The following is a 25826-nucleotide window of genomic DNA, read 5'->3' on the forward strand; positions in this document are numbered from 1 at the left end:
TTAGAGGAAGTGGGACAATGAGTTTTTTCAAAAAGCTAAAAGAGAAATTTACGACACAGGAAGAAAAAGAAAAATCAGTTGAAGCAGAAGTATCCATTGGGGAAAAATTCAAGCAAGGTTTGACAAAGACGAGGAATTCCTTTACTGGAAGGGTTAATGAACTTGTTGCCCGTTATCGGAAAGTGGATGAGGACTTTTTTGAAGAACTTGAAGAAATCCTGATACAGGCTGATGTAGGCTTTGATACTGTGATGGAATTGATTGATCAATTAAAAATGGAAGTCAAGCTTCGCAATATCTCTGATACGAGGGAAGTGCAGTCCGTTATTTCCGAAAAGCTTGTTGAAATCTACCAAGGTGATGATGAAGCGACTTCAAGCCTGAATATACAAGAAGAAGGTTTGACGGTCATTTTGTTTGTAGGGGTTAATGGGGTAGGTAAAACGACGACCATTGGTAAACTTGCCCATAAATTCAAAACAGAAGGAAAATCTGTCGTATTGGCTGCAGGGGATACCTTCCGTGCCGGTGCGATTGAACAGCTTGAGGTTTGGGGAGAGCGTGTCGGTGTCAGTGTAATCAAACAGGGTGAAGGCTCTGACCCAGCAGCTGTCATGTTCGACGCCATTCAGGCCGCCAAGGCACGAAAAGCGGATATCCTGATCTGTGACACTGCCGGTCGCTTGCAGAATAAAGTGAATTTAATGAAGGAATTGGAAAAGGTGAAACGTGTAATTGAACGTGAAGTACCAGGTGCACCACACGAGGTGCTGCTTGCCCTTGATGCTACGACTGGGCAAAATGCCCTTATTCAGGCCAAGACATTCAAGGAAGCGACAAATGTTTCCGGTATTGTTTTAACAAAGCTTGATGGCACCGCAAAAGGTGGAATTGTTTTGGCAATTCGCAATGAATTGGCCATTCCCGTTAAATTTGTCGGGCTAGGTGAAAAGATGGATGATCTACAGGAATTCGATGCTGAGAAATATGTTTATGGCCTTTTTGCTGATATCATCGATAAAGAAGAGGTTTAAGGAAAAATTGTAAGCCGGAAGAGATGATTCTCTTCTGGTTATTTTTACAATGATAATTGGGGGAACAATTGCAGAAAGGTCCAAAAAAGAGGCGGAAAAAGAAAAAAATTATGCTTTGCAAACACGTGGTAAGGAGTTTGACTTGACATCAAATAAACAAGGCTTTACAATATAAACTTGTAAAGGGTTTTCACTTAACAGCAGGGAGGCTTGCTAAGATGCTTGAAAAGACAACGCGGATTAATTATTTGTATGACTTTTACCAATCGTTGTTAACAGAGAAGCAGCAGAGCTACATGTCCCTCTACTATCTGGATGATTACTCTCTTGGCGAGATTGCCGATGAATACGAAGTCAGTAGGCAGGCAGTCTATGATAATATAAAAAGAACAGAAGCGATGCTTGAGGAATATGAAGCAAAGCTATTGTTATTTCAAAAATTTCAAGAGCGTAACCAGTGGATTGCGAATATGAAGGGACTCATAGAAAAGGAATCCTTTTCAAAAGAGAAGCTGCTAGACGCAATCAGAACGCTTGAGAAGTTGGATTAGGAGGCGGCAATATGGCATTTGAAGGATTGGCCGACCGACTGCAGAGCACGATGCAAAAGATCCGTGGAAAAGGGAAGGTCAACGAAGCGGACGTTAAAGAAATGATGCGTGAAGTTCGATTGGCCCTGCTTGAAGCGGATGTAAACTTTAAAGTCGTGAAGGATTTTGTAAAACGTGTCAGTGAACGTTCGGTAGGTCAGGAAGTGCTGAAAAGCTTAACCCCCGGTCAACAGGTAATTAAAGTAGTTAAGGAAGAATTGACTGAGCTGATGGGCGGCGAACAGAGCAAGATTGCCGTAGCCTCGAAACCACCGACTGTCATTATGATGGTAGGTCTTCAGGGTGCTGGTAAAACGACGACCACCGGAAAGCTTGCCAATCTTCTTAGAAAAAAATACAACCGCAAGCCATTGCTCGTTGCGGCTGATATTTACCGTCCGGCGGCGATTAAGCAGCTTGAAACACTTGGCAAACAATTAAGCATGCCTGTTTTCTCCCTTGGGGACCAGGTCAGCCCTGTTGAAATTGCCAAACAGGCAATTGAAAAAGCTAAGGAAGAACATCATGATTATGTGTTGATTGATACCGCAGGCCGTCTTCATGTGGATGAAAACTTGATGGGCGAACTGAAGGATATCAAAGAGTTGACAAAACCTGATGAAATCTTCCTGGTTGTCGATGCGATGACAGGTCAGGATGCGGTCAATGTAGCCCAAAGCTTCAATGAACAGCTAGGCCTGACAGGAGTCGTATTAACGAAACTTGATGGGGATACACGTGGTGGTGCGGCGCTTTCAATTCGTTCAGTCACCGACACGCCGATTAAATTCGTCGGTATGGGTGAAAAATTGGATGCACTTGAAGCGTTCCATCCAGAACGGATGGCGTCAAGGATCCTCGGCATGGGTGATGTATTGACCCTTATCGAAAAAGCACAGGCCAATGTAGATGAAGAAAAAGCGAAAGAATTAGAGAAAAAGATGCGTACAGCCACTTTTACCTTTGATGATTTTCTTGATCAGCTTGGTCAGGTGCGGAATATGGGACCGCTTGATGATATTCTGAAAATGATTCCCGGTGCGAATAAAATGAAAGGGATGGACAACCTTCAAATCGATGAGAAACAGATCGGTCATGTTGAAGCTATCATCCGTTCAATGACAACGCATGAAAAGGAACATCCGGAAACCATGAATGCATCCCGCAAGAAACGGATTGCAAAAGGAAGCGGCAGATCGATTCAAGAAGTGAACCGTCTACTGAAGCAATTCGAAGAAATGAAAAAGATGATGAAACAGGTTACGAACATGCAAAAAGGAAAGAAAAAGGGATTCAAATTCCCGTTCATGTAAGGTTTATTTTAGGAAGAAACTGAGGCGAAATACGGGTCAACGCCATGTATTTCAACACTTTTTTTGCCTGTTAAGAAAAAAACCTTTACAAACATGCAAGACATTTGATATTATACTATCTTGTGTGAAACTATTCGGAGGTGCTTATTTAAAATGGCAGTAAAAATTCGCTTAAAACGTATGGGAGCTAAAAAGTCTCCTTTCTATCGTATTGTAGTTGCAGATTCTCGTTCACCACGTGACGGACGTTACATTGAAGTGGTAGGAACTTATAACCCGGTTGCTCAACCAGCTAAAGTTGAAATCAACGAAGAACTTGCTCTTAAATGGTTACAAGATGGAGCTAAACCATCTGATACAGTTCGTAACTTATTCTCTACACAAGGCATCATGGAAAAATTCCATGTTGCAAAAAACAGCAAGTAATCGACGGTAGTTGATGAAAGCACTTATTGAAACGATTGTTTCAGCACTTGTGGATTATCCGGAAGAGGTCATCGTGACCTCCAAGGAAGAATCCGACCGGATCGTTTATATCCTCTCTGTTCATAAAGAGGACATGGGCAAGGTGATCGGTAAACAAGGGCGTGTTGCTAAGGCGATTCGGACTGTGGTATATGCAGCAGGATCTTCACAGCAGAAGAAAATCTATTTGGAGATTTCCGAATAAGGAGGGTTAATACCCCTCCTTTTTTTGTACTTCAAGAAAGTGAAATTTCGACTTGGATCCTAATTGAATAGACCCGGACTTTAAACTTTACGCCTTTTTAAGACGCATCTTTTACCGATTTACGTTATACTTAAGAGAATGACCCCCATTTCAAAAAGATTACCCCATCATACATATTTTTTGAAGGAAATAAGAAATCATAGATAATAGGAGGTGCTGGAATGAAAATTCTCCAAAATGTAATCGTTAACCAAGTATTAACGGAATCCAGCAAGAATCAGCTCCTCGAGAAATACAAGTCAAAACGCCTTCAGCTTCAAAAAGAGAGTGAACAGCTTCGCTTTGAACTGAAAAAACTTGAAAAAACAAGAACTCTCCAACCTGCTAGTCTCCGTGCTCATTTTGAAAAAGAAATAAACCAGAGGCAAGAAAAAATTAAACTGCTTGAATTTCAAATGGAGCAGTTGGAGATCCTTCCCGCAGGTAGTGAATTGAAGGAACGGGAAGTTCAAAGTATCATTGATGTGGAAATTGGGGCAGATTGGGACGAAATCATGGCAACGAAGACCATTGTCATTAAAGATGGAATCGTCTCGGAAATTCGTTAGAGGTGAAAGAATGGAAAAATGGTTTAATGTAGGTAAAATTGTCAACACACATGGTCTTTTAGGAGAAGTCCGTGTTATTTCTTCAACAGACTTTCCAGAAAAACGATACAAAGTGGGAAATACTCTGTATTTGTTCAGGGACACGGAAAAAAAACCTTTGCCCCTCATCATCAGGTCGCATCGCACACATAAAAACTTTAACCTATTGACGTTCGAGAATTATTATAACGTCGGACAGGTCGAGGCTTTTAGAAACGGTGTCCTGAAAGTGAAGGAAGCGCAGCTTGGTAAATTGGACGAAGGTGAGTTCTACTTCCATGAAATCATCGGCTGTTCGGTATTTACGGATGAAGGCATGGAAGTTGGGGAAATCGTTGAGGTTCTCACGCCTGGGGCCAATGATGTTTGGGTCATTAAGAAAGCTGGCAGTAAGGACATCCTGATCCCGTATATTGAACAAATTGTAAAAGAAGTGGATATTTCCGCTAAAAAGGTCATCATTACACCGATGGAAGGACTTTTAGACTGATGAAAATCGATGTGCTTTCGCTTTTTCCAGAAATGTTCGAAGGGGTATTTGGTTCGTCAATCTTAAAAAAGGCTGCGGAAAAGCAGGCTGTCAGCTATAAGGTGACCAATTTTCGGGATTATGCAGATAATAAGCATTCGACGGTAGACGATTATCCTTATGGCGGCGGTGCCGGAATGGTATTAAAGGCACAGCCGATCTTTGATGCCGTGGAAGCTCTTAAAGGGCAAAGTGAGCTAACCCCAAGGGTAGTCCTGCTTTGTCCCCAGGGAGAGCGTTATACGCAGAAAAAAGCCGAAGAGTTTGCTGAAGAGGAACATCTCATTTTCATTTGCGGGCATTATGAAGGGTATGATGAGCGCATCCGGGAGCATGTCGTAACTGATGAAATATCTATTGGTGACTTTGTGCTCACTGGCGGGGAATTGGGCGCAATGGTCATTATTGACAGCGTCGTTCGCTTGCTGCCGGGCGTTTTGGGAAATGTTGACTCCCCGATCCTTGATTCCTATTCTTCTGGTTTGTTAGAGCATCCCCATTATACTAGACCTGCAGATTTCCGGGGGATGAAAGTTCCCGATCCGCTAATATCCGGGAATCATAAAAAAATCGATGAATGGCGGATGAAGGAATCTCTGCGCAGAACTTGGATTCGGCGTCCGGATTTGCTCGAAAGTTATGAACTATCGGAAGTTGAAAAAAAATTATTGTCCGAGATTAAAAAAGAAGACTGATGTCTATTGCATCGACGTTTAGAGTATGATAGGATATACCTTGTGACTTGGGCAAAATGCTCAGTCTTATAACGATGTTCCGCTGCAAACAATAAGTATTTGCAAGAGCGTCCAGGAGGAGTTGAAATCGATGCAAAATCTTATTAACGAAATCACAAAAGAACAACTTCGCTCAGATCTTCCATCATTCAGACCTGGTGACACAGTACGTGTACACGTAAAGGTTATTGAAGGAACTCGCGAACGTATCCAGTTGTTTGAAGGCGTTGTAATCAAACGTCGTGGCGGCGGAGTTAGTGAAACTTTCACAGTACGTAAGATCTCTTACGGCGTTGGAGTAGAACGTGCTTTCCCTGTTCACACACCAAAAATTGCGAAACTAGAAGTTATCCGTCACGGTAAAGTACGTCGTGCGAAACTTTATTACCTACGCGAACTTCGTGGTAAAAAAGCACGTATTAAAGAAATTCGTCGTTAATTCTTCGAATATCTTCATGCGGGTTTACCATGATCCACATAAGGTGAATAACCAAACAGTATCATGCAAAAAAGGGAGCTTGTTTATCAGGCTCCCTTTTTGCACTTTAAGAAACGATGAATGCACATACGGTGAAAACTATATAGAATCCTGCTCGCTATAGCATCCACAACATGTTAAAATATTGTTGATATGCTTCAAAAAGGGTGGGTAAGGATGGCGAAAAAGAAAAATGAATTGTGGGAATGGACAAAGGCGGTCATAATCGCGGTTATAGCGGCGACGCTGATTCGTTATTTCCTCCTGGCTCCTATTGTTGTGGACGGTAATTCCATGATGCCGACATTAAAGGATACGGACCGCATGATCGTAAATAAAATCTCCTATTCGATTGGCGAACCAAAAAGATTCGACATTATCGTTTTCGAAGCCCCAGAAGGAAAAGATTACATAAAGCGGGTCATTGGATTGCCAGGGGAAAAAGTGGAATATAGAAATGATACTCTTTACGTGAATGGAAAAGCTTATGATGAGCCATACTTGGATGAATATAAGAAACAATTGATTGATGGCGGGGCTTTGACGGAACCTTTTACATTAAGTGATGTCATAGAACAAGGAACGGTACCTGAAGACCACCTATTTGTCCTGGGGGATAATCGCCGTTTTAGTAAGGATAGCCGCCATATTGGGGTAGGTGTCGTTCCTTACGATAAAGTGTTAGGAAAAACTAAATTAGTTTATTGGCCGATTGAAGACTTTCGATTGGCGGAATAGTAGGAAGGTGGATTCCATTGACAATACAGTGGTTCCCTGGCCATATGGCCAAAGCAAGACGGGAAGTAACAGAGAAATTAAAACTGATCGACATCATCTTTGAACTTGTGGATGCCCGGATTCCGGCATCTTCACGAAATCCGATGATCGATGAAATCATTCAGCATAAACCGAGGGTTATCCTTTTGAATAAAGCAGATATGGCCGATCCGGCAAAAACGAATATGTGGCTTGAACATTATAAATCGCAGGGGAAAACGGCGATTGCCATTAACTCACAGGCAGGAAACGGTTTAAACCAGATTACAGCTGCATCCAAAAACCTTTTAAAAGAGAAGTATGAGCGGATGGAATCAAGAGGAATAAAGCCGAGGGCGATCCGTGCCATGATAGTCGGCATTCCGAACGTGGGGAAATCGACTTTAATCAATCGACTTGCCAAAAAGAACATTGCCAAAACAGGAAATACACCTGGCGTCACGAAAGCGCAGCAATGGATAAAAGTGGGTAAGGAATTGGAATTGCTCGACACGCCGGGGATTCTCTGGCCGAAATTCGAGGATCAAGAAGTAGGTTTGAAGCTTGCGTTGACAGGTGCGATCAAGGATACGATTTTAAACTTGCACGAAGTCTCATTATACGGCCTTCGCTTTTTGGAAAAAGAATATCCGGATAGATTGAAATCCCGTTATAACCTGGGTGTAATTCCGCAGGAGACGCTCGAATTGTTTGATGCTGTCGGAAAGTTCAGGGGCTGTTTAGCATCTGGGGGCTTCATCGATTATGACAAAACCGCAGAGTTGGTCGTACGTGAAATCCGTTCAGAAAAGATGGGCCCGCTTACGTTCGAGGTTCCTTCGGATTATGAAGAGGATGATATCCCCGAATAAGATTAACATTGACTTGATTGTTGTACTACGGAGCTGGAGTTGGGTGTCGAAAAGATTTTTTCTTTTTGATGTCTCTTTTCCGCTCCGTATTTTTGTCTGAACTGTAGAAAGAAGCAAGACTGCCGATAATTAAAATGATGGGTGATATAAGATGATAACTGCAATGAGTATTAAGGAAATCTCCTCAAAGTTAAAGACAATAAGAGAGCCCGATGATATATTTTTACAGAAATGCCGGGAGGATGGACGAAAGGGAGTAACCGACTTAGTAAATAAATGGCAAAGAACTTATGAAAAAGAACAACAGGTAAGGGATGCTTTCACGGAAATGACAGAGTTTGAAAGACAATTACGTAAACAGGGGTTTTCCATTCTGGCTGGTATCGATGAAGTGGGAAGAGGACCGCTGGCAGGACCGGTTGTGACGAGTGCAGTCGTCTTGCCTGATTCTTTTTATTTGCCCGGGCTTAATGATTCTAAAAAGATTCCGGAGTCAAAAAGGGAACTGTTTTATGAGATGATTTTTAAGGAAGCGTTATCCGTAGGTGTAGGTGTCGTACATAGCGAAGTAATTGATGAAATCAATATATATCAAGCCACGAAAAAGGCAATGGTGGCAGCAGTGAACGATCTGTCAGAACTTCCGGATCATCTGTTGATCGATGCGATGGAACTGGATGTGCCGATTCCGCAGCTGTCGCTCATAAAGGGGGACGCAAGAAGCATTAGCATCTCTGCGGCCTCCATAATAGCGAAGGTGACTCGTGATAGGATGATGAAGGAATATGGTCAAAAATATCCGGAATATGGTTTTGAAAAGCATATGGGTTACGGAACAAGCCAACATTTAGAAGCCCTCGACACGCATGGGCTTACACCATGGCATAGAAGAAGTTTTGCACCAGTTAAGGAAATCGCTGCACGATCGAAGGATTAAGGGGGGATGAGTGGTGCAATCCATAACAAGCAGTCAACCCGTATCTTCACCCATTGAAATAAAAGGAACTGCGAGTTTGAAAAACGGGCAAATCCTTTTCGGGAAGGTGAATAAGGTTTTTCTTAACCAAACGGCCGAGGTACAGATTGGCCATCAAAAAATGGTTGCCACTCTCGATATCCCGCTTCGGACAGGAGAAAAGTATTGGTTTCAAGTGCAGCACCCAATTGAGGGGGGTGTCGTGTTAAAAGCTTTAGATTCCCCCAGTTTGAACGTTTCCGGCTTAAAGGGAACAGCTGCACAATTGATAGCCCATCTCGGCATAAAACCCGAACCTTCCGCAACCAGGCTTTCCGAATACCTCCTGACAAATCGCCTCCCGATAACCAAGGAAACTTTTCAATCCGCTTTGCAATGGTTAAAGGCTGCTGATGCTGCAGAAGTTGGTCTGCCTGTAATAAAAACAATGTTCATTCAGCAACTGCCTTTTGTAAAAGCTGTATTTGATGCATTATATACGCAGTCCAAAAGTGAACCTTTCCACAAACTCCTCAGTGGCTTCAAGCAGCAGCTGCAGGATGGTGGGGCAGTAACGAAGACTGCCTCCAAGCTAATGGGTGTATTGGACTCTTTACATATTGCCAAACAGAACCAGCTTCAACAAAACGGTTTGCAAAAACTAGTGACCATTTGGCTGAATTCCGATTCAACGCCAGAAATGAAATCCGGTGCATTTTCCTTGCTTCAAAAGACGGGTTTCGTTCCAAAGGGAATGACGGAATCCGTCTTTATGGAAAGTTTAATTAATGGAGCTGAGGTTAGGTACGGCTTTCCTAAGAATTCAGCGATTGATAAATTACACCAAGGATTTCAGCTGCTTTCCGAGGCGAAAGGCGGAGCATTTGCAAAAGTTGAAGAAATCGAAATTGCTATTAATCGCATATTGAGTAGTCATGATCATGAGAAGGAAAAACTGCCAATTGTCATCCACTCGATGCAGAGAAAAAACATTTCTGCAGAAAAACTTTCCCCTCTTGCCTTTCATTTTCTCCAGAATGCTTTTGCCGAAGCGACAGCTAAAAAGGCAATAGGCGGAAAAACAGAAGTGAATGACCTTATAGGCTACTTGAATAAGGACACAGAGCAAGTAGATGAGTCGAGGGGGAAGGTAGCTGAATTGCTGTTTCGGTCGCTTAATAAGCTTCCGGAGGCCCAATACGCTAGGATTAATGAGAAGCTGGTCCTTTCACATGTATTGGAAGAGGAGTTTCAAACAATCGATTTCACCAATGGACCTTCTGTCGCACACCAACTGAAAGAAATGACCAAGATCCTTGGACTTCAGCTGGAACATGCACTCATTAATCTTCCTGGAGATGATATGGCGGATTTCCCGAAGGATTTAGAGACACTTAAACCGCTGCTGCTTAAATTGCTGAATGAGCAAATTCCGGCATCTATCAAGGAGATGGCAGAACAAATCCTAAATCGGATAACTGCACAACAGATCCTTTCACAAGAAAACGGGCCGATTCAGAATTTACTCCTTACACTTCCACTCAATCTGGGATCTATTCAAACGGATCTGACGTTACAATGGAGCGGAAGGAAAACAAAAGAAGGAAAAATAGATCCGGATTACTGCCGAGTCCTATTTTATTTAGAATTGGAGCGCCTTGAAGAGACGGTCATCGACATGCAGGTTCAAAACCGAATCATAAAAGTGACGGTCATCAATGGGCATGGTGCAATCCTTGAAGAGGCGGCCGGTCAATATCTTGACATCCTGAGAGAGAATCTTGGGAAAATGGATTACAGATTATCAGGAGTTTCATTTGTAAATCCCGTGAATGAAAAAGAGCGGGAACTTAAGGTGAACCGGCTTCCTTTTCTAGAAGCCGGTTCATATAGTGGAGTGGATATTCGAATATGATAAATGGTAAAAGAAAAGAAGCCATTGCCTTAAAGTATGATCAAAAGACATCCAAAGCGCCCGTCATATTGGCGAAGGGGAAAGGTAAAACGGCTGAAAATATTCTGGAAAAGGCCATGGAACTCGATATACCGGTCCAAAGGGACGAATCGCTTGCTGCACTTTTAGGCCAATTGGATATAAATCAAACGATTCCGGAAGAATTGTATGGAGCTGTTGCAGAAGTATTTGCATTCATTTATAAAGTTGACCAGGACATGAATCGGTAGGAGACTAACCATATGATTTCACCAAATGGGATTCTGTTGGTTTATGTAGAATATTAGGGAAATCACTGACGATTTTTCATTATATTAAAAAAATACTAAACTATTTGCAAAAGGACAAAGCCGTGGCTTTGTCCTTTTGCTTTTCCTTTGAACCAAGACCAGGATAACCGTGATTTTTCATGAAGATATCTCTGGGTTAATATATTGAAAAGGCTTTCATAGTAGTGTTTTTTAGAATTATGACTCTTTTTATAATAGAGTTTCAGAGTCAAAATAAATGATATTAGTAAGAAAAAAACACAACGGCGAAGAAGGTTTTTTCTATTTTACACAAGGGTATGGAAGTATATTATAATAATATTTTAAAAATTATGTGAAAGAATATTATGCACGAAGGAGAATTTTGTTGTAATATGATAGAGAAAACACGCATTAAATTTAAAAGTTGTTTTTTAGTAGATAAGGAGGATGGGAAATGAATATCCATGAGTATCAGGGGAAAGAGATATTGCGACAATACGGGGTATCCGTTCCAAATGGCCGGGTTGCCTTTACTGTTGATGAAGCAGTTGAAGCAGCGAAGGAGTTAGGTACGGAAGTTGTTGTCGTCAAAGCTCAAATTCATGCGGGCGGCCGCGGGAAAGCCGGCGGAGTCAAGGTAGCGAAGAATCTTGATGAAGCACGTACATATGCAGAAGAGATTCTTGGCAAGACATTGGTGACCCATCAAACGGGACCTGCAGGCAAGGAAGTTAAGCGTTTACTTATTGAAGAAGGCTGCGACATTACGAAAGAGTATTATATCGGGCTTGTCCTTGACCGTGCTACGGATAGTGTCGTATTGATGGCTTCTGAAGAAGGCGGTACGGAAATTGAAGAAGTGGCCGAAAAGACGCCAGAGAAAATTTTCAAAGAAGTAATCGATCCGGTTGTAGGCCTGACTGGTTTCCAAGCACGGAGAATTGCATTCAATATCAATATTCCGGCTTCACTTATAAATAAAGCTTCCAAACTGATGGTTAACCTATATACAGCTTTCGTTGATAAAGATTGCTCAATCGCAGAAATCAACCCATTAGTGGTAACGGGCGACGGCGATGTAATGGCGCTTGATGCTAAATTGAACTTCGATGATAATGCGATTTACCGCCATAAGGACATCGCGGAGTACCGTGATTTGGATGAAGAGGATGCGAAAGAGATTGAAGCATCAAAACATGGCCTTAGTTACATATCGCTTGACGGAAATATCGGATGCATGGTTAATGGTGCCGGGCTTGCTATGGCGACGATGGACATCATTAAACATTATATGGGAGATCCGGCTAACTTCCTTGACGTTGGTGGCGGCGCCACTGAGGAAAAAGTAAAAGAGGCTTTCAAAATCATCCTTTCCGATCAAAATGTTAAAGGCATCTTCGTTAATATCTTCGGAGGAATCATGAAATGTGACATCATCGCTACAGGCGTCGTGGCTGCTGCTAAAGAGCTTGGCCTGGATGTACCTCTCGTTGTTCGTCTTGAAGGAACGAATGTGGACCTTGGCAAAAAGATTCTAAAAGAGTCAGGTTTAAATATTACGGCTGCTGAATCAATGGCAGATGGAGCACAAAAAATAGTATCACTTGTAGGATAATAGGCAGGGGGGAACATAATGAGCGTTTATATTAATAAAGATACGAAAGTGATCGTTCAGGGAATCACTGGTGCAACAGCATTATTTCATACAAAACAAATGTTGGAATACGGCACGAAAATCGTAGGAGGAGTCACTCCGGGTAAAGGTGGAACAGAAGTGGAAGGGGTGCCTGTATTCAATACAGTTTCCGAAGCTGTCACTGAAACCGGAGCGAGTGCATCTGTTATCTATGTACCGGCTCCATTTGCTGCCGATGCAATTCTTGAAGCCGTAGACGCAGAACTTGATCTTGTCATATGTATCACGGAACATATTCCTGTCCTGGATATGGTCAAGGTGAAGCGCTACATGGAAGGTAAAAAAACTCGCTTGATCGGTCCGAACTGCCCAGGTGTCATTACTCCTGAAGAGTGTAAGATTGGTATCATGCCAGGGTATATCCATAAAAAAGGCCATGTTGGCGTAGTTTCTCGTTCTGGAACGTTGACGTACGAAGCTGTTCACCAATTATCGCAAGCTGGCATCGGGCAATCATCGGCTGTCGGTATCGGTGGAGATCCCGTTAACGGAACGGATTTCATTGATGTTTTAAAAGCGTTCAATGAAGATCCCGAAACACATGCGGTAATCATGATCGGGGAAATCGGCGGGACGGCAGAAGAAGAAGCAGCAATCTGGGTGAAGGAAAATATGACTAAGCCAGTTGTTGGTTTCATTGGTGGCCGTACCGCTCCTGCAGGTAAACGCATGGGACATGCTGGTGCCATTATCTCAGGAGGAAAAGGGACTGCTGACGAGAAAATCCGCGTTATGAACGAATGTGGAATTAAAGTTGCCGAAACCCCATCCGTAATGGGAGAAACATTGATCTCCGTCTTGAAAGAAAAAGATATTTACGAACCTTGTAAAACACATTGATTTAAGCTGGGCCGACCTTTTTTGGGTCGGCCTTTATTTCCTCGAAATTCCTCGGGAGAGACCAAGCGCATCACTATCAACCTACCTTTAAAAATATCCGATTAGGGGCGTTTCCAATTGAATAAAAAAGAAAAGTTAATCCATCTCCATCATTGCCGCGGAGCAGGGTGGAAAACAATCCAAGCAATCATGTCCAAAGACCCATCATTATCTTCCCTGTTCACGACGAATTACGTTGAATGGGCAAAAATGCTCCCTATCCCTTCAAATAAGCTTAACCTCTTTCTCAATGATTTACATTCATTCAATTCCATCGAAAAACTTAAAAAATACGAAGATAGCCAAATCCATTGTTTGACGGTCTTCGATGATGAATATCCTTTTTTGCTAAAGCAAATATTCGATCCTCCGTGGGTTCTTTATTTTAAAGGTGATAAGAAGCTTTTAACAAGGAAGAATACCCTAGGTGTTGTTGGAACACGTAAGCCAACCTCGTATGGTCTGGAGGCCTTAAAAACGATTCTATTACCGCTTGTAAAGAAAAAGTTCGTGATCATAAGCGGAGTGGCGGCTGGAATCGATGCAGAGTCACATAAGATCACATTAAGGGAAGACGGAGAAACGATTGGGATTTTAGGTGGGGGGCTTATGCAAATATATCCGAAATCCAATTTTACCCTTGCTGAAGAAATCATCAATAAAGGCCTGCTTATATCTGAGACTCCGCCGGAAGTGAAGGCGGAACCATGGATGTTTCCACTCAGAAATCGAATCATCAGCGGATTATCACAGGGAGTATTCGTGGTAGAGGCAAAAGAAAGAAGCGGTTCCCTTATTACGGCACAAGCCGCTTTGGAACACGGCAGGGAGGTTTTTGCGCTTCCTGGTAATGTTACCAGCCCTGAATCACTGGGAACCAATCAATTGATTTCCGATGGTGCCAAACTTGTTTTAAGCTCCAGGCAAATCGAGGAAGAGTTTTGAACAATATAATATAGAAGATAGACGGAGAATCAAACGGGAAAATTGAAAAAATAGGTGCTTTTTTAGAAGAGTGGGTTGAATTATTAGACAAAAAGGTTGAAAATATTGTAAAACTGTTATAAGTTTTGCAAATGGCACCTCTTGCCAGAATACCTATAGATAAATGAATCAGCATGCTTTGAAAAGTAAAGAGGTGTTGACAAATGATTTTTGAATGATTAATAATAGTGAAGATTTATATTACCTCTTTGAGGAGGATTTATTGGATGTCAGAATACTTAGTGATTGTGGAATCGCCCGCAAAGGCGAAAACAATAGAACGTTACTTGGGAAAAAAATATAAAGTAAAGGCTTCCATGGGGCATGTACGCGATTTGCCTAAAAGTCAAATGGGTGTCGATGTTGAACATGAATATGAACCTAAATATATAACTATCCGCGGCAAAGGCCCGGTTTTAAAAGAATTGAAAACCGCTGCAAAAAAAGCGAAAAAAATCTATCTCGCGGCTGACCCCGACAGGGAAGGGGAAGCAATTGCCTGGCATTTGGCTCACAGTCTTGATGTTGACGTTAACTCAGATTGCCGCGTGGTATTCAACGAGATTACTAAAGAGGCTATCAAGGAATCATTTAAATCACCGAGGCCAATAAATATGAAATTGGTTGATGCTCAGCAGGCAAGAAGGGTCTTGGACCGTTTGGTCGGATACAATATAAGCCCGCTTTTGTGGAAAAAGGTGAAAAAAGGCTTAAGCGCGGGACGTGTCCAATCGGTTGCTGTACGGATGATCATTGACCGGGAGAAGGAAATCAAAGATTTTGTCCCGGAAGAGTATTGGACAATCAAGGCTGATTTTGTAAAAGGAAAAGAACAGTTTGAAGGTTCTTTCTTCAGCCTTGGCGGCGAGAAGAAGGAATTAAATACCGAAGAGGACGTCAAAAAAGTGCTCGCTTCTTTAAATGGCGGCGAATTTACGATAGGAGCTGTGGCTAAAAAGGAAAGAAGGCGCAATCCGGCTGCACCTTTTACAACTTCTTCCCTGCAGCAGGAAGCGGCACGTAAATTGAATTTCCGTGCGAAGAAAACCATGATGCTTGCTCAGCAGCTTTATGAAGGAATCGAGCTTGGCAAGGAAGGTACAGTCGGGTTAATCACTTATATGAGAACCGATTCGACCCGTATTTCAGATAGTGCCAAAGATGAAGTCCATAACTTCATTCAAAATAATTATGGTAAAGAATATGTTCAGGTTGAACAGCGCAAGGAGAAGAAACAAACTAATGCCCAGGACGCGCATGAAGCAGTCAGGCCAACAAGCACATTACGTGAACCGGGTGTGGTCAAGGAGTTCTTATCCAGAGATCAATTCCGTCTTTATAAATTGATTTGGGAACGATTCGTTTCTAGTCAAATGTCTTCAGCGGTCATGGATACGATGAGCATCGACCTGCATAACGGGGATGTCATCTTCAGGGCAAATGGTTCAAAAATTAAATTTCCGGGTTTCATGAAGGTATATGTTGAAGGGTCCGATGACTCGGTGGAAGAAAAGGAAAATGCACTTCCGGATGTGAAAAAGGGAGATCAATTCTTTTCAAAAGATATCGAGCCGAAGCAGCATTTCACACAGCCTCCGCCACGATATACTGAAGCCCGTTTAGTCAAGACCCTAGAGGAACTGGGAATAGGCCGTCCGTCTACATATGCCCCTACCTTGGATACGATTCAAAAACGGGGCTATGTTACCTTGGATAATAAACGGTTCATCCCGACAGAGCTTGGTGAGATCGTTCTTGAATTGATACGCGAATTCTTCCCGGATATTCTCGATGCAGAGTTCACTGCCAAGATGGAACAGGAATTCGACAGCGTTGAGGAAGGCAATATTGAATGGATAAAGGTCATTGATGAATTTTATAAAGAATTTGCAATTCATTTGGCTAAAGCCGAAGTCGAGATGGAGAAAATTGAAATCAAAGATGAACCTGCAGGTGAAGATTGCGTGGAATGCGGACATGGGATGGTCTTTAAGATGGGACGTTATGGAAAGTTCATGGCATGCAGTAATTTCCCGGATTGCCGTAACACCAAACCAATCGTCAAAGAAATCGGTGTCAAATGCCCAAAATGTAAGGAAGGAAATATCATTGAAAGGAAAAGTAAAAAACGCCGCATTTTTTACGGGTGTGATACCTACCCTGGATGTGACTTCATATCTTGGGATAAACCGCTGCCGCGGAGTTGTCCAAAATGTGAAGGTACACTTGTTGAGAAAAAACTCAAAAAAGGTGTCCAGGTCCAGTGCATGGATTGTGATTTCAAAGAAATGCCCCAAGCATAGAAAAGGCCGTGAAATCGTTTACTTTCCCTTTGATCTATCGAAAAACCCCAAATATAAATTGACTCGGCATCTGCCGGGTTTCTTTATGTTCAGGAAAGTATGATATTATGAAGTTATGTGGATTTACTTCCAAGAAGAAAATGGATAAAGCTTGAAACTTTTTTATTTAGGCCATGTGATGTAAAATTCAGTGGACAAGTACATTCTTTTAAAGATATAATTCCTATTTGTGTCCGTTACCCTTAAAGTAAATATGGATTGCAGGAAGAATGCTGGCTTTGTGGCATATTTTTAAAAAAATCGTTAGCAGGAATGAGTATTTCGGGTATAAATACATAGATATCGTTAAAAATGAAACTTTTAGAAAGCAGTTTTAATGATAAATGATCCTGTCTTATCATATCTATACATGGAGGTTCGAAAAATGAAAGAAACAAAAGTAAGTGTAATCGGTGCTGGGCTAGCTGGAAGTGAAGCGGCGTGGCAGTTAGCTAAAAGAGGAATTAAAGTCGATCTATACGAAATGCGCCCTGTAAAACAAACGCCAGCCCATCATACCGATAAATTCGCTGAACTTGTTTGTTCCAATTCACTTCGGGCAAATACGTTAACAAATGCAGTTGGTGTATTAAAAGAAGAAATGCGTATACTGGATTCGGTCATCATGTCCGCAGCGGATGCTTGTGCTGTACCGGCTGGCGGTGCATTAGCTGTCGATCGTCATGAATTTGCCGGTCTTGTTACGGAAAGGGTCAAAAATCATCCTAATGTGACGGTTATAAATGAAGAAGTGACGGAAATTCCGGAAGGTCCTACCGTCATTGCAACCGGCCCGCTTACAAGTCAGTCACTATCTGATAGCTTAAAGCAAATCATGGATGAAGAATACTTGTACTTCTATGATGCTGCCGCACCAATTCTTGAAAAAGACAGCATCAACATGGATAAAGTATATTTGAAATCCCGTTATGATAAAGGTGAAGCAGCTTATTTAAACTGTCCGATGACGGAAGAAGAGTTTGACCGCTTTTATGATGCATTGATTGCTGCTGAAACAGTCCCGCTTAAAGAATTCGAAAAAGAAATCTTTTTTGAAGGCTGCATGCCGATTGAAGTGATGGCATCACGTGGGAAGAAAACGATGTTATTTGGTCCATTGAAGCCTGTTGGCTTAGAAGACCCAAAAACGGGAAAACGTCCTTTTGCCGTAGTTCAATTGCGTCAGGATGATGCGGCAGGAACACTTTACAATATTGTTGGTTTTCAGACACATTTGAAATGGGGGCCGCAAAAAGAAGTATTGCAGCTCATACCAGGATTGGAAAATGCAGAAATTGTCCGTTATGGGGTCATGCACCGAAACACTTTCATAAATTCACCTAATGTTTTGAAGCCAACGTACCAATTCAAGAATCGGGATGATTTATTCTTTGCCGGTCAGATGACTGGTGTCGAAGGGTATGTTGAATCGGCTGCATCGGGACTTGTTGCAGGTATCAATGCTGCAAGGATCGTCCAAGGTTTGGAGCCTATCATTTTCCCTGCGGAGACTACGATGGGCAGCATGGCAAGGTACATAACGTCGACGAATGGTAAGGGCTTCCAACCGATGAATGCCAACTTTGGATTGCTTCCAGACCTTGAAGTGAGAATCAAATCCAAAAAAGAACGGAACGAAACGCATGCAAAACGCGCTTTGGACACAATTCAGAACTTTGTGAAAAATTTGTAAAATATTTGCCTGCTGTTTTAAAGTATGATACTATTTATTAGCCTTTGCGAGGTGTTTCCATGATTAATCAAAAAAAGGCATTATCATCCTTCATCGAATATTTGCAAATTGAAAAAAACAGTTCACAATACACCATTGAAAATTACAAACGTGATATACACGAATTTTTTCTGTTCCTTAATGAACAGGGCATTGAGGATATCACGTCCGTTGAATATTTTGATGTCCGGTTATATTTAACGAGTTTATATGAGAAAAAACTTTCTAAGCGCACTGTAGCAAGAAAAACTTCTTGCTTGCGGAGCCTTTATAAATTTTTACTGCGTGAAGGTGATGTGAAGGATAATCCTTTTTCTCTGGCTTCTTTACCTAAAAAGGATCAAAGATTGCCACGTTTTCTTTATGAGAAGGAAATGAACCAGTTGTTTTCTACTTTAAAGAAAGATTCACCGATAGGAATAAGGAACAATGCCTTGCTGGAATTATTGTATGCTACAGGCATTCGCGTAAGCGAATGTTGTGAGATTAAACTTCAGGATATTGATCTTTCCTTAGGGACAGTACTGATCCATGGAAAAGGAAAAAAGGATCGCTACGTTCCGGTTGGTAGATATGCACAGGAAGCAATAGATTTATACATACGTACAGCCAGGATGGATTTGACTTCGTCTGAAGCCAAGGCGCATGTTTATTTATTTGTTAATTTTCGTGGAGACCCTCTGACACCTAGGGGAGTTCGCTATATATTGAATGAATTGATTAAAAAGTCAGCCGCAGATGGAAGTCTTCATCCCCATATGCTAAGGCATTCGTTTGCTACACACCTATTGAATAATGGGGCGGACATTCGCACGGTTCAGGAATTGCTTGGTCATTCTAAAATTTCATCAACGCAAGTGTATACGCATGTTACAAAAGACCAATTGAAAAAAGTCTATAATGCATCACATCCGCGGCCTTAAATGTTGAAAGGGGACACTTTATGACAACGATATTTGCAGTGCATCATAAAGGTGAATGTGCCATGTCCGGTGATGGGCAGGTTACTTTAGGAAATTCAGTAGTGATGAAGCATACAGCGAGGAAAGTAAGAAAAATCTTTAATGGTAATGTTCTTGCAGGTTTTGCTGGTTCCGTTGCAGATGCATTCACTTTATTTGAGATGTTTGAAGCCAAACTTGAGGAGTATAATGGCAATCTTCAGCGTGCTGCCGTCGAAATGGCAAAACAATGGAGAAGTGACAATGTATTGAGAAAGCTGGAAGCCATGCTAGTCGTGATGGATAAGAACCATTTGCTGCTCGTTTCCGGTACCGGGGAAGTAATTGAACCGGATGACGGAATTCTCGCCATAGGATCGGGAGGGAATTATGCACTGGCTGCCGGCAGGGCATTAATGCGGTTTTCCAGTGACCATTTAACGGCAAAGGAAATCGCTCAATCATCTTTACAAATTGCAGCGGAAATTTGTGTATTTACGAATACGAATATAATCGTGGAAGAGTTGTAAGGAGGAGCGCAAATGTCAAAAAAAGCTAATTTAACACCGAGGCAAATCGTTGAAAAACTGGATCAGTATATCGTTGGGCAGCGTGAGGCAAAACGGGCAGTGGCAGTGGCTCTTCGGAATCGCTACCGACGTTCCCTTCTCTCGGATCAACTTCGTGATGAAGTCGTTCCGAAGAATATATTAATGATTGGACCGACAGGTGTTGGGAAAACAGAAATAGCTCGGAGAATGGCTAAATTGGTAGGTGCTCCTTTTGTAAAAGTTGAAGCAACGAAATTTACGGAAGTCGGGTATGTCGGCCGGGATGTAGAGTCCATGGTTCGTGATTTGGTGGAGACTTCCGTCCGCCTCGTGAAGGAAGAAAAGATGGCCAGCGTAAAGGAACGGGCAGAAGAAAATGCAAATCGACGCTTAATAGAGCTATTAGTGCCATCAACAAAAAAACAGAGTAATTTCAAGAATCCTCTTGAAGTCTTTTTTGGAGGCAATAACAATCAAGACGATCAGGATTCGGAAGAAAATTCCGAAGATTTAAGTTTGCAGGAAAAAAGAAAAATCGTCGCTGAAAAGCTGGCTAATGGTGAGTTGGAAAGTGAAATGATAACGGTCGAAGTGGAAGAACAGGCTGCTTCGATGTTTGATATGCTCCAAGGTTCGGGAATGGAACAAATGGGGATGAATATGCAGGACGCTTTAGGAAGCTTGATGCCGAAAAAAAGCAAGAAGCGCAAATTGAAAGTAAGTGAAGCGAGAACCGTTTTAACAAATGAAGAAGCGGCAAAACTGATTGATATGGATGAAGTAACTTCAGATGCAGTATACGGGGCTGAGCAAAATGGGATTATCTTCATAGATGAAATAGACAAAATTGCCAGTAAGCAATCTGGAAGTTCATCAGCGGATGTATCAAGAGAGGGTGTCCAAAGGGATATCCTGCCAATAGTTGAAGGTTCAACAGTAGTGACTAAATATGGTTCAGTTAAAACGGATCATGTCCTATTCATTGCAGCAGGGGCCTTTCATATGGCTAAGCCATCCGACCTTATCCCTGAATTACAAGGTAGATTCCCAATTCGTGTAGAATTGAACAAACTGACCGTAGACGACTTTGTACGGATTCTTCATGAACCGGATAATGCCTTATTAAAACAATATGTTGCTTTATTGGAAACTGAAGGTATAGAAATTGAATTTTCTGACGATGCTGTTCGTAAGATAGCAGAAGTGGCCTTCGAAGTAAATCAAAACACAGACAATATTGGTGCAAGAAGACTTCATACCATCTTGGAACGGTTGCTTGAAGACTTATCTTTTGAAGCCCCGGAAATAACGATGGAGAAGATTACAATTACGCCCCAATATGTCGAAGGTAAGCTTGGTTCTATCGCCCGGAACAAAGATTTAAGCCAGTTTATCCTTTAATTAGAAACAATTTTGGCAATGATTTGCCTACGCAATGAACATAAAATTACGGAAATACAACTTCATAGTTATTGTGAACCATGGTATTTTTAGGAGGAACAAATCAAATGAACTTATTAGCAAAAACAAGAAAAATCAATGCAATGCTCCAAAAAGCAGCAGGTAAAGCAGTTAACTTCAAGGAAATGGCTGAGAGTTTAAGTGAAGTTATCGAAGCGAATGTATTCGTCGTCAGCCGCCGCGGGAAATTACTTGGCATAGCGGTAAGTCAGCAAATTGAAAACGAACGCATGTACAAAATGTTGGAAGATAAACAATTCCCTGAAGAGTACACAAAAAACCTGTTCAATATTCCTGAAACCTCTTCGAATCTTGATATCGAAAGCGAATATACTGCTTTCCCAGTCGAAAACAAAGAGCTTTTCTCAACTGGATTAACAACCATCGTACCGATTATGGGTGGGGGAGAACGTTTAGGAACATTGGTTCTTGCCCGTTTACAAGAAAAATTTCACGATGATGATTTAATTTTGGCTGAATATGGTGCGACTGTAGTCGGTATGGAAATCCTTCGTGAAAAATCAGAAGAGATAGAAGAGGAAGCACGTAGTAAAGCTGTCGTACAAATGGCGATTTCCTCGTTATCTTACAGTGAATTGGAAGCAATAGAGCACATCTTTGAGGAGCTTAAAGGTAATGAAGGTCTGCTTGTAGCATCAAAAATTGCGGACCGTGTTGGCATCACCCGTTCAGTTATCGTAAATGCCCTAAGGAAACTGGAAAGTGCAGGAGTCATTGAATCACGCTCCCTTGGAATGAAAGGTACTTATATCAAAGTATTGAACGATAAATTCCTTCTTGAATTAGAGAAGCTTAAAAATAATTAACATATAGAAAGGCAGTCCTTGAAAAGGGCTGCCTTTTTTTGTGATATTTGGATGTGTTGCTGTCTGGGACTAACAGGCAAATGCGGGTGAATGACATGGGTATTAAGGGAAAAGAGGTAATTCGGATTAAATGGAAATGTGAATATAGGCATGTTTTCTATTAGAAGTAGAAGAAATAGTTAAATATTTCTTGAAAAGGGTAATTATATTATTATAACTGTCGGAATGATGTAAATGAACGTTGTTGTAAGTTTTTAATTTTTTAAAAGTCTATTGATAACCGTTTTTCCCACTGGAGAATTTTGTCGAAAGGTTCACCACTTTGAAAAAAACGTTTTTTTTTAAAAAAGAAAATAAGCAATTATCTGTTGTTTTCTTATGAATCCTTTATTTTAAAGGGTGAAATCAACTAAAATAAAATAAATATTTGAAAGTAAATTTGAAAATTAGTTCTAAAGTATCAGGTATATGGATTGGTTTTTCGGTATGATATAAAAGCTAATGGAAGTAAAATTTGGTTAATATGTAGAATATCATATTAAAATGTAATATTACGTAATTTAATCCTATAATCATACTAAAAAAAGCGACAAATTTGAGCAATTTGTGACAATTTTCGACGATAATAGGTCTAAAGTCTATGTATTGTTTATGGACATAGTTATAATGTTTCTTTAAAATTAAAACGTAAATGCACTGGGTTAATTTATTGATAAAGTGATTATCTGTTAATTATAGAAAGGGGTGATCGATGTGGAATTATTTTCAAATACTTTTCAATCACTAGAAAATGCCCTTGATTATTCTAATGCAAAACAAAAAGTCATTTCACAGAACATAGCCAATTCGGATACGCCTAATTATAAAGCTAAAGAGGTCGACAAAACACAATCCTTTAAGGCAGAGCTGGAATCTTCCCTCGAGTCATATCGTACCGATGAAAGACATTTTACCTTCAAATCAGAGGGGGGGCATGATTCTCACATCGTTACGCAGAAAAATGTCCGATATAACAACAATGGAAATAGCGTGGACGTTGATAAGGAAATGACGGATCTTGCTGCCAATCAGATTTATTATAATGCAGTGACCGACAGGCTTTCAGGTAAGTTTCAATCATTGCAGAATGTAATTAGAGGAGGTAAGTGATGGGAATCTTCCAAAGTATAAACATGACTGGATCTAGCCTGACGAGTCAAAGGGTAAGGATGGATGTAATCTCTGCTAATATGGCTAATGCCGATACGACCAGGGCGGAATATGACGCCGGATCGAAAACATGGAAGCCATACACAAGAAAATCGGTTGTGCTGCAAAGTAAGGAAAACGGTTTTTCGGGTTTCTTAAACGCAGCATTCGGAAAAACGAGAGAGGTAGGGAATGGAGTGAAGGTGACTGGAATCGTAAAAGATAAAACACCTTTTGAACTGGATTACAATCCCGAACATCCTGATGCCAATGAAGATGGTTATGTTGAAATGCCAAATGTCGACCCGCTTAGGGAAATGGTTGATTTAATGAGTGTCACACGTTCATACGAAGCGAATGTGACAGTTTTAAATGCATCAAAGGGAATGATGATGAAAGCTTTGGAAATCGGAAAATAAAATTTTGAAAGGAGATGTTGTTATGGAGGGGATTTCTCTTTCGGCAGTGACCAATGCAAGTAATGTACTGAAAAAAGATCAAAGCAATACTAATACACCATACGAAGCACAGCGGAATTTTGCGTCGGTATTAAAAGAATCAATGAATAAAGTCAACGAAACACAAGTGGCATCTGATGACCTTACAACCAAATTGGTTAATGGAGAGGATGTTGAGCTTCATTCGGTGATGATAGCTTCACAAAAAGCCAGTGTTACCATGCAGGCTACATTAGAGGTTCGGAATAAGGTTGTCGAAGCCTACCAGGAAATGATGAGAATGAGTATATAGCATTCATTTTTTAACCTCATAATATAGAGAAAAGTGACTAGGGGGAATAGAATCCCCCAATCATAAATTCAGAGACTGACCGGGGGATTTAAATGAATGAAGTACTAGTGAATTTTAAGAACAAGATAACTGCTTACTGGACAGGCCGCAGTAAAAACCAAAAAATCATGATGGTTGGTTCAGCGGCATTAATTATCATCATCATTACGGCAGTTTCAATTTTAACCACGCGTACGACGCTGGTGCCCTTATATTCCAACTTAACTCCATCGGAAACGGGGAGCATTAAAGAAAATTTAGACAGTCAAGGGATTATGAATGAAGTTTCTGAAAATGGAACGACCATAAAAGTTCCTGAAGAAAGACTGGATTCACTTAAAGTGGAACTGGCAGCTGAAGGAATTCCGGAATCAGGCAGTATTGACTATTCCTTTTTTAGTCAAAGTGCCGGTATCGGAATGACTGAAAATGAATTCAATGTCATTAAATTGGACTCGATGCAAACGGAATTGGCCAGTTTAATAAAAAAGATTGATGGAGTGGAAGATGCCAGTGTAATGATCACTCTTCCTGATGAAGGAGTTTTTGTCAGTGATTCAGCTGGGGAAGCGTCAGCATCCATTGTATTGAATACGAAACCCGGTTATAAATTTGAAGAAAGTCAAATCAATTCCCTTTATCATCTTGTCTCAAAAAGTGTTCCGAATCTCCCTACAGATAATATCGTCATTATGAACCAAGAGTTTGAGTACTTTGATCTTGAAAATCAAAATTCTTCTTTTGCGTCCGCATTTGCTACTCAAAACGAAATAAAAAAAGAAATAGAACGCGATATTCAAAGACAGGTACAAAATATGCTTGGAACGATAATGGGAAGAGACAAAGTTGTTGTTTCAGTCACGACAGACATTGATTTCACTCAAGAAAATCGGGAAGAGAATTTAGTTGAACCGGTCGATGAAGAAAATATGGCTGGGATTGAGATTTCTGCGCAAAGAATCAATGAATCGTATAGTGGTGACGCAGCAGGTGCAGGAGGCGTTCCGCAAAGTGAGGATTCCTCAGATTCATTGGGAACCCAATATGTTGAAGGCACAAACGGTTCCGGTGATTATGAAAAAGTGGATGAAACGATTAATAGTGAAGTAAACCGAATCAAGAAAGAAATAGTCGAAAGCCCATATAAAGTTAAAGATTTAGGTATTCAAGTCATGGTCGAACCGCCCACAGCTGACGATCCGAATTCTTTATCTCAACAGAGTGTGGATGATATTACACAAATCCTAGGTACGATAATACGCACGACAATCGAGAAAAAAGCTGAAGGGGAAGAACTGACGGAAGAGGAGCTTAATAATAAAATTGCGATTTCAGTTCAGCCGTTTAACGGAAAAATGAAGTTGCAAAAAGATGAAACGAATCTTTCTTTACCAATATGGGCATACATCGTCGGCGGAGTGCTGATACTTGCCATTATCATTCTATTAATCTTATTCCTCCGGTCCCGAAAACAAGCTGAAATGGAAGAGGAGTACGTGGTTGAAGAGGAAGAAGTCGTATTCGATGTTCCGGATTTGAACAAAGAGAAGGAAACGGAAGCATCTTTAAAAAGAAAACAATTGGAGAAGCTTGCAAAAGAAAAGCCGGATGAATTTGCAAAATTATTAAGAAGCTGGATAGCGGAAGACTAGG

General features: G+C 41.2%; 27 protein-coding genes. All 27 read left to right on the forward strand.

Annotated elements, in window-relative coordinates:
- Positions 1 to 17: 17 nt before the first annotated feature.
- Positions 18 to 1034 carry a signal recognition particle-docking protein FtsY gene (gene ftsY, locus ACIQ0C_RS09660; RefSeq protein ID WP_034313721.1) on the forward strand — a complete coding sequence of 339 codons (1017 nt, stop codon included), beginning with the start codon at positions 18 to 20 and terminating at the stop codon, positions 1032 to 1034.
- Between the two features lie 218 nt (positions 1035 to 1252).
- Positions 1253 to 1585, forward strand: a complete 333-nt coding sequence (locus ACIQ0C_RS09665) for a putative DNA-binding protein (protein WP_403059264.1) — start codon at positions 1253 to 1255, stop codon at positions 1583 to 1585.
- 11 nt (positions 1586 to 1596) lie between these two features.
- A complete protein-coding gene (gene ffh, locus ACIQ0C_RS09670; RefSeq protein WP_034313716.1) occupies positions 1597 to 2937 on the forward strand; it encodes a signal recognition particle protein in 1341 nt (446 codons plus the stop codon).
- 153 nt (positions 2938 to 3090) lie between these two features.
- Entirely contained in the window at positions 3091 to 3363 is a 273-nt protein-coding gene (gene rpsP, locus ACIQ0C_RS09675) for a 30S ribosomal protein S16 (protein ID WP_048684918.1), read from the forward strand.
- Between the two features lie 13 nt (positions 3364 to 3376).
- Positions 3377 to 3607, forward strand: a complete 231-nt coding sequence (locus ACIQ0C_RS09680; RefSeq protein WP_048684915.1) for a KH domain-containing protein — start codon at positions 3377 to 3379, stop codon at positions 3605 to 3607.
- A gap of 221 nt (positions 3608 to 3828) precedes the next feature.
- The gene (locus ACIQ0C_RS09685; RefSeq protein ID WP_034313711.1) at positions 3829 to 4215 is read left to right on the forward strand and encodes a YlqD family protein; all 387 of its coding nucleotides are present in this window, start codon (positions 3829 to 3831) and stop codon (positions 4213 to 4215) included.
- Between the two features lie 10 nt (positions 4216 to 4225).
- Positions 4226 to 4744, forward strand: coding sequence for a ribosome maturation factor RimM (gene rimM, locus ACIQ0C_RS09690; protein WP_402839554.1), 519 nt, complete (start codon positions 4226 to 4228; stop codon positions 4742 to 4744).
- Positions 4744 to 5478 (forward strand): tRNA (guanosine(37)-N1)-methyltransferase TrmD, encoded by a 735-nt coding sequence (trmD, locus tag ACIQ0C_RS09695; RefSeq protein WP_403059266.1) that lies wholly within the window; start codon positions 4744 to 4746, stop codon positions 5476 to 5478. The genes rimM and trmD overlap by 1 nt, the downstream gene beginning before the upstream one ends.
- 130 nt (positions 5479 to 5608) lie before the next feature.
- Complete coding sequence (gene rplS / locus ACIQ0C_RS09700; protein ID WP_034313702.1) at positions 5609 to 5956, forward strand: 50S ribosomal protein L19; 348 nt, start codon at positions 5609 to 5611, stop codon at positions 5954 to 5956.
- A 216-nt stretch (positions 5957 to 6172) separates the two neighbouring features.
- Positions 6173 to 6733 (forward strand): signal peptidase I, encoded by a 561-nt coding sequence (lepB, locus tag ACIQ0C_RS09705; protein WP_239860673.1) that lies wholly within the window; start codon positions 6173 to 6175, stop codon positions 6731 to 6733.
- Between the two features lie 17 nt (positions 6734 to 6750).
- Positions 6751 to 7623 carry a ribosome biogenesis GTPase YlqF gene (ylqF, locus tag ACIQ0C_RS09710; protein ID WP_403059269.1) on the forward strand — a complete coding sequence of 291 codons (873 nt, stop codon included), beginning with the start codon at positions 6751 to 6753 and terminating at the stop codon, positions 7621 to 7623.
- 154 nt (positions 7624 to 7777) lie between these two features.
- Positions 7778 to 8560, forward strand: coding sequence for a ribonuclease HII (locus tag ACIQ0C_RS09715; RefSeq protein ID WP_403059450.1), 783 nt, complete (start codon positions 7778 to 7780; stop codon positions 8558 to 8560).
- A gap of 13 nt (positions 8561 to 8573) precedes the next feature.
- On the forward strand, positions 8574 to 10493 hold the full coding sequence (locus ACIQ0C_RS09720) for a hypothetical protein (protein ID WP_403059271.1): 1920 nt from the start codon (positions 8574 to 8576) through the stop codon (positions 10491 to 10493).
- The gene (locus ACIQ0C_RS09725; protein WP_403059273.1) at positions 10490 to 10762 is read left to right on the forward strand and encodes an EscU/YscU/HrcU family type III secretion system export apparatus switch protein; all 273 of its coding nucleotides are present in this window, start codon (positions 10490 to 10492) and stop codon (positions 10760 to 10762) included. The genes ACIQ0C_RS09720 and ACIQ0C_RS09725 overlap by 4 nt, the downstream gene beginning before the upstream one ends.
- Positions 10763 to 11237: 475 nt before the next feature.
- Positions 11238 to 12398, forward strand: coding sequence for an ADP-forming succinate--CoA ligase subunit beta (gene sucC / locus ACIQ0C_RS09730; RefSeq protein WP_402839538.1), 1161 nt, complete (start codon positions 11238 to 11240; stop codon positions 12396 to 12398).
- Between the two features lie 18 nt (positions 12399 to 12416).
- The gene (gene sucD / locus ACIQ0C_RS09735) at positions 12417 to 13319 is read left to right on the forward strand and encodes a succinate--CoA ligase subunit alpha (RefSeq protein ID WP_402839536.1); all 903 of its coding nucleotides are present in this window, start codon (positions 12417 to 12419) and stop codon (positions 13317 to 13319) included.
- A gap of 117 nt (positions 13320 to 13436) precedes the next feature.
- Complete coding sequence (gene dprA / locus ACIQ0C_RS09740) at positions 13437 to 14303, forward strand: DNA-processing protein DprA (RefSeq protein WP_403059275.1); 867 nt, start codon at positions 13437 to 13439, stop codon at positions 14301 to 14303.
- A 266-nt stretch (positions 14304 to 14569) separates the two neighbouring features.
- Positions 14570 to 16645, forward strand: a complete 2076-nt coding sequence (gene topA, locus ACIQ0C_RS09745; RefSeq protein ID WP_402839532.1) for a type I DNA topoisomerase — start codon at positions 14570 to 14572, stop codon at positions 16643 to 16645.
- Positions 16646 to 17069: 424 nt separating this feature from the next.
- A complete protein-coding gene (trmFO, locus tag ACIQ0C_RS09750; RefSeq protein WP_403059277.1) occupies positions 17070 to 18377 on the forward strand; it encodes an FADH(2)-oxidizing methylenetetrahydrofolate--tRNA-(uracil(54)-C(5))-methyltransferase TrmFO in 1308 nt (435 codons plus the stop codon).
- Between the two features lie 59 nt (positions 18378 to 18436).
- A complete protein-coding gene (xerC, locus tag ACIQ0C_RS09755; protein ID WP_402839529.1) occupies positions 18437 to 19339 on the forward strand; it encodes a tyrosine recombinase XerC in 903 nt (300 codons plus the stop codon).
- Positions 19340 to 19359: 20 nt separating this feature from the next.
- Positions 19360 to 19887, forward strand: a complete 528-nt coding sequence (gene hslV, locus ACIQ0C_RS09760; protein WP_403059279.1) for an HslVU peptidase proteolytic subunit — start codon at positions 19360 to 19362, stop codon at positions 19885 to 19887.
- A 12-nt stretch (positions 19888 to 19899) separates the two neighbouring features.
- Positions 19900 to 21309, forward strand: a complete 1410-nt coding sequence (gene hslU / locus ACIQ0C_RS09765; RefSeq protein ID WP_402839525.1) for an ATP-dependent protease ATPase subunit HslU — start codon at positions 19900 to 19902, stop codon at positions 21307 to 21309.
- A gap of 107 nt (positions 21310 to 21416) precedes the next feature.
- Positions 21417 to 22196: a GTP-sensing pleiotropic transcriptional regulator CodY gene (gene codY / locus ACIQ0C_RS09770; protein WP_034313657.1), complete on the forward strand. Its 780-nt coding sequence runs from the start codon at positions 21417 to 21419 to the stop codon at positions 22194 to 22196.
- Between the two features lie 753 nt (positions 22197 to 22949).
- A complete protein-coding gene (gene flgB, locus ACIQ0C_RS09775; RefSeq protein ID WP_403059281.1) occupies positions 22950 to 23345 on the forward strand; it encodes a flagellar basal body rod protein FlgB in 396 nt (131 codons plus the stop codon).
- Entirely contained in the window at positions 23345 to 23803 is a 459-nt protein-coding gene (gene flgC / locus ACIQ0C_RS09780; RefSeq protein WP_403059283.1) for a flagellar basal body rod protein FlgC, read from the forward strand. The genes flgB and flgC overlap by 1 nt, the downstream gene beginning before the upstream one ends.
- A gap of 22 nt (positions 23804 to 23825) precedes the next feature.
- A complete protein-coding gene (gene fliE / locus ACIQ0C_RS09785) occupies positions 23826 to 24134 on the forward strand; it encodes a flagellar hook-basal body complex protein FliE (protein WP_403059285.1) in 309 nt (102 codons plus the stop codon).
- A gap of 92 nt (positions 24135 to 24226) precedes the next feature.
- Positions 24227 to 25825: a flagellar basal-body MS-ring/collar protein FliF gene (gene fliF / locus ACIQ0C_RS09790; protein ID WP_403059287.1), complete on the forward strand. Its 1599-nt coding sequence runs from the start codon at positions 24227 to 24229 to the stop codon at positions 25823 to 25825.
- Position 25826 lies beyond the last annotated feature (1 nt).

The sequence above is a fragment of the Peribacillus sp. NPDC096448 genome (assembly GCF_044762675.1).
Classification (GTDB): domain Bacteria; phylum Bacillota; class Bacilli; order Bacillales; family DSM-1321; genus Peribacillus; species Peribacillus frigoritolerans_B.

Coding starts and splice junctions, on each gene's coding strand:
- ftsY (WP_034313721.1), top strand. CDS start 18: ATGAGTTTTTTCAAAAAGCTAAAAGAGAAATTTACGACACAGGAAGAA.
- ACIQ0C_RS09665 (WP_403059264.1), top strand. CDS start 1,253: ATGCTTGAAAAGACAACGCGGATTAATTATTTGTATGACTTTTACCAA.
- ffh (WP_034313716.1), top strand. CDS start 1,597: ATGGCATTTGAAGGATTGGCCGACCGACTGCAGAGCACGATGCAAAAG.
- rpsP (WP_048684918.1), top strand. CDS start 3,091: ATGGCAGTAAAAATTCGCTTAAAACGTATGGGAGCTAAAAAGTCTCCT.
- ACIQ0C_RS09680 (WP_048684915.1), top strand. CDS start 3,377: ATGAAAGCACTTATTGAAACGATTGTTTCAGCACTTGTGGATTATCCG.
- ACIQ0C_RS09685 (WP_034313711.1), top strand. CDS start 3,829: ATGAAAATTCTCCAAAATGTAATCGTTAACCAAGTATTAACGGAATCC.
- rimM (WP_402839554.1), top strand. CDS start 4,226: ATGGAAAAATGGTTTAATGTAGGTAAAATTGTCAACACACATGGTCTT.
- trmD (WP_403059266.1), top strand. CDS start 4,744: ATGAAAATCGATGTGCTTTCGCTTTTTCCAGAAATGTTCGAAGGGGTA.
- rplS (WP_034313702.1), top strand. CDS start 5,609: ATGCAAAATCTTATTAACGAAATCACAAAAGAACAACTTCGCTCAGAT.
- lepB (WP_239860673.1), top strand. CDS start 6,173: ATGGCGAAAAAGAAAAATGAATTGTGGGAATGGACAAAGGCGGTCATA.
- ACIQ0C_RS09725 (WP_403059273.1), top strand. CDS start 10,490: ATGATAAATGGTAAAAGAAAAGAAGCCATTGCCTTAAAGTATGATCAA.
- sucC (WP_402839538.1), top strand. CDS start 11,238: ATGAATATCCATGAGTATCAGGGGAAAGAGATATTGCGACAATACGGG.
- sucD (WP_402839536.1), top strand. CDS start 12,417: ATGAGCGTTTATATTAATAAAGATACGAAAGTGATCGTTCAGGGAATC.
- topA (WP_402839532.1), top strand. CDS start 14,570: ATGTCAGAATACTTAGTGATTGTGGAATCGCCCGCAAAGGCGAAAACA.
- trmFO (WP_403059277.1), top strand. CDS start 17,070: ATGAAAGAAACAAAAGTAAGTGTAATCGGTGCTGGGCTAGCTGGAAGT.
- xerC (WP_402839529.1), top strand. CDS start 18,437: ATGATTAATCAAAAAAAGGCATTATCATCCTTCATCGAATATTTGCAA.
- hslV (WP_403059279.1), top strand. CDS start 19,360: ATGACAACGATATTTGCAGTGCATCATAAAGGTGAATGTGCCATGTCC.
- hslU (WP_402839525.1), top strand. CDS start 19,900: ATGTCAAAAAAAGCTAATTTAACACCGAGGCAAATCGTTGAAAAACTG.
- codY (WP_034313657.1), top strand. CDS start 21,417: ATGAACTTATTAGCAAAAACAAGAAAAATCAATGCAATGCTCCAAAAA.
- flgC (WP_403059283.1), top strand. CDS start 23,345: ATGGGAATCTTCCAAAGTATAAACATGACTGGATCTAGCCTGACGAGT.
- fliE (WP_403059285.1), top strand. CDS start 23,826: ATGGAGGGGATTTCTCTTTCGGCAGTGACCAATGCAAGTAATGTACTG.
- fliF (WP_403059287.1), top strand. CDS start 24,227: ATGAATGAAGTACTAGTGAATTTTAAGAACAAGATAACTGCTTACTGG.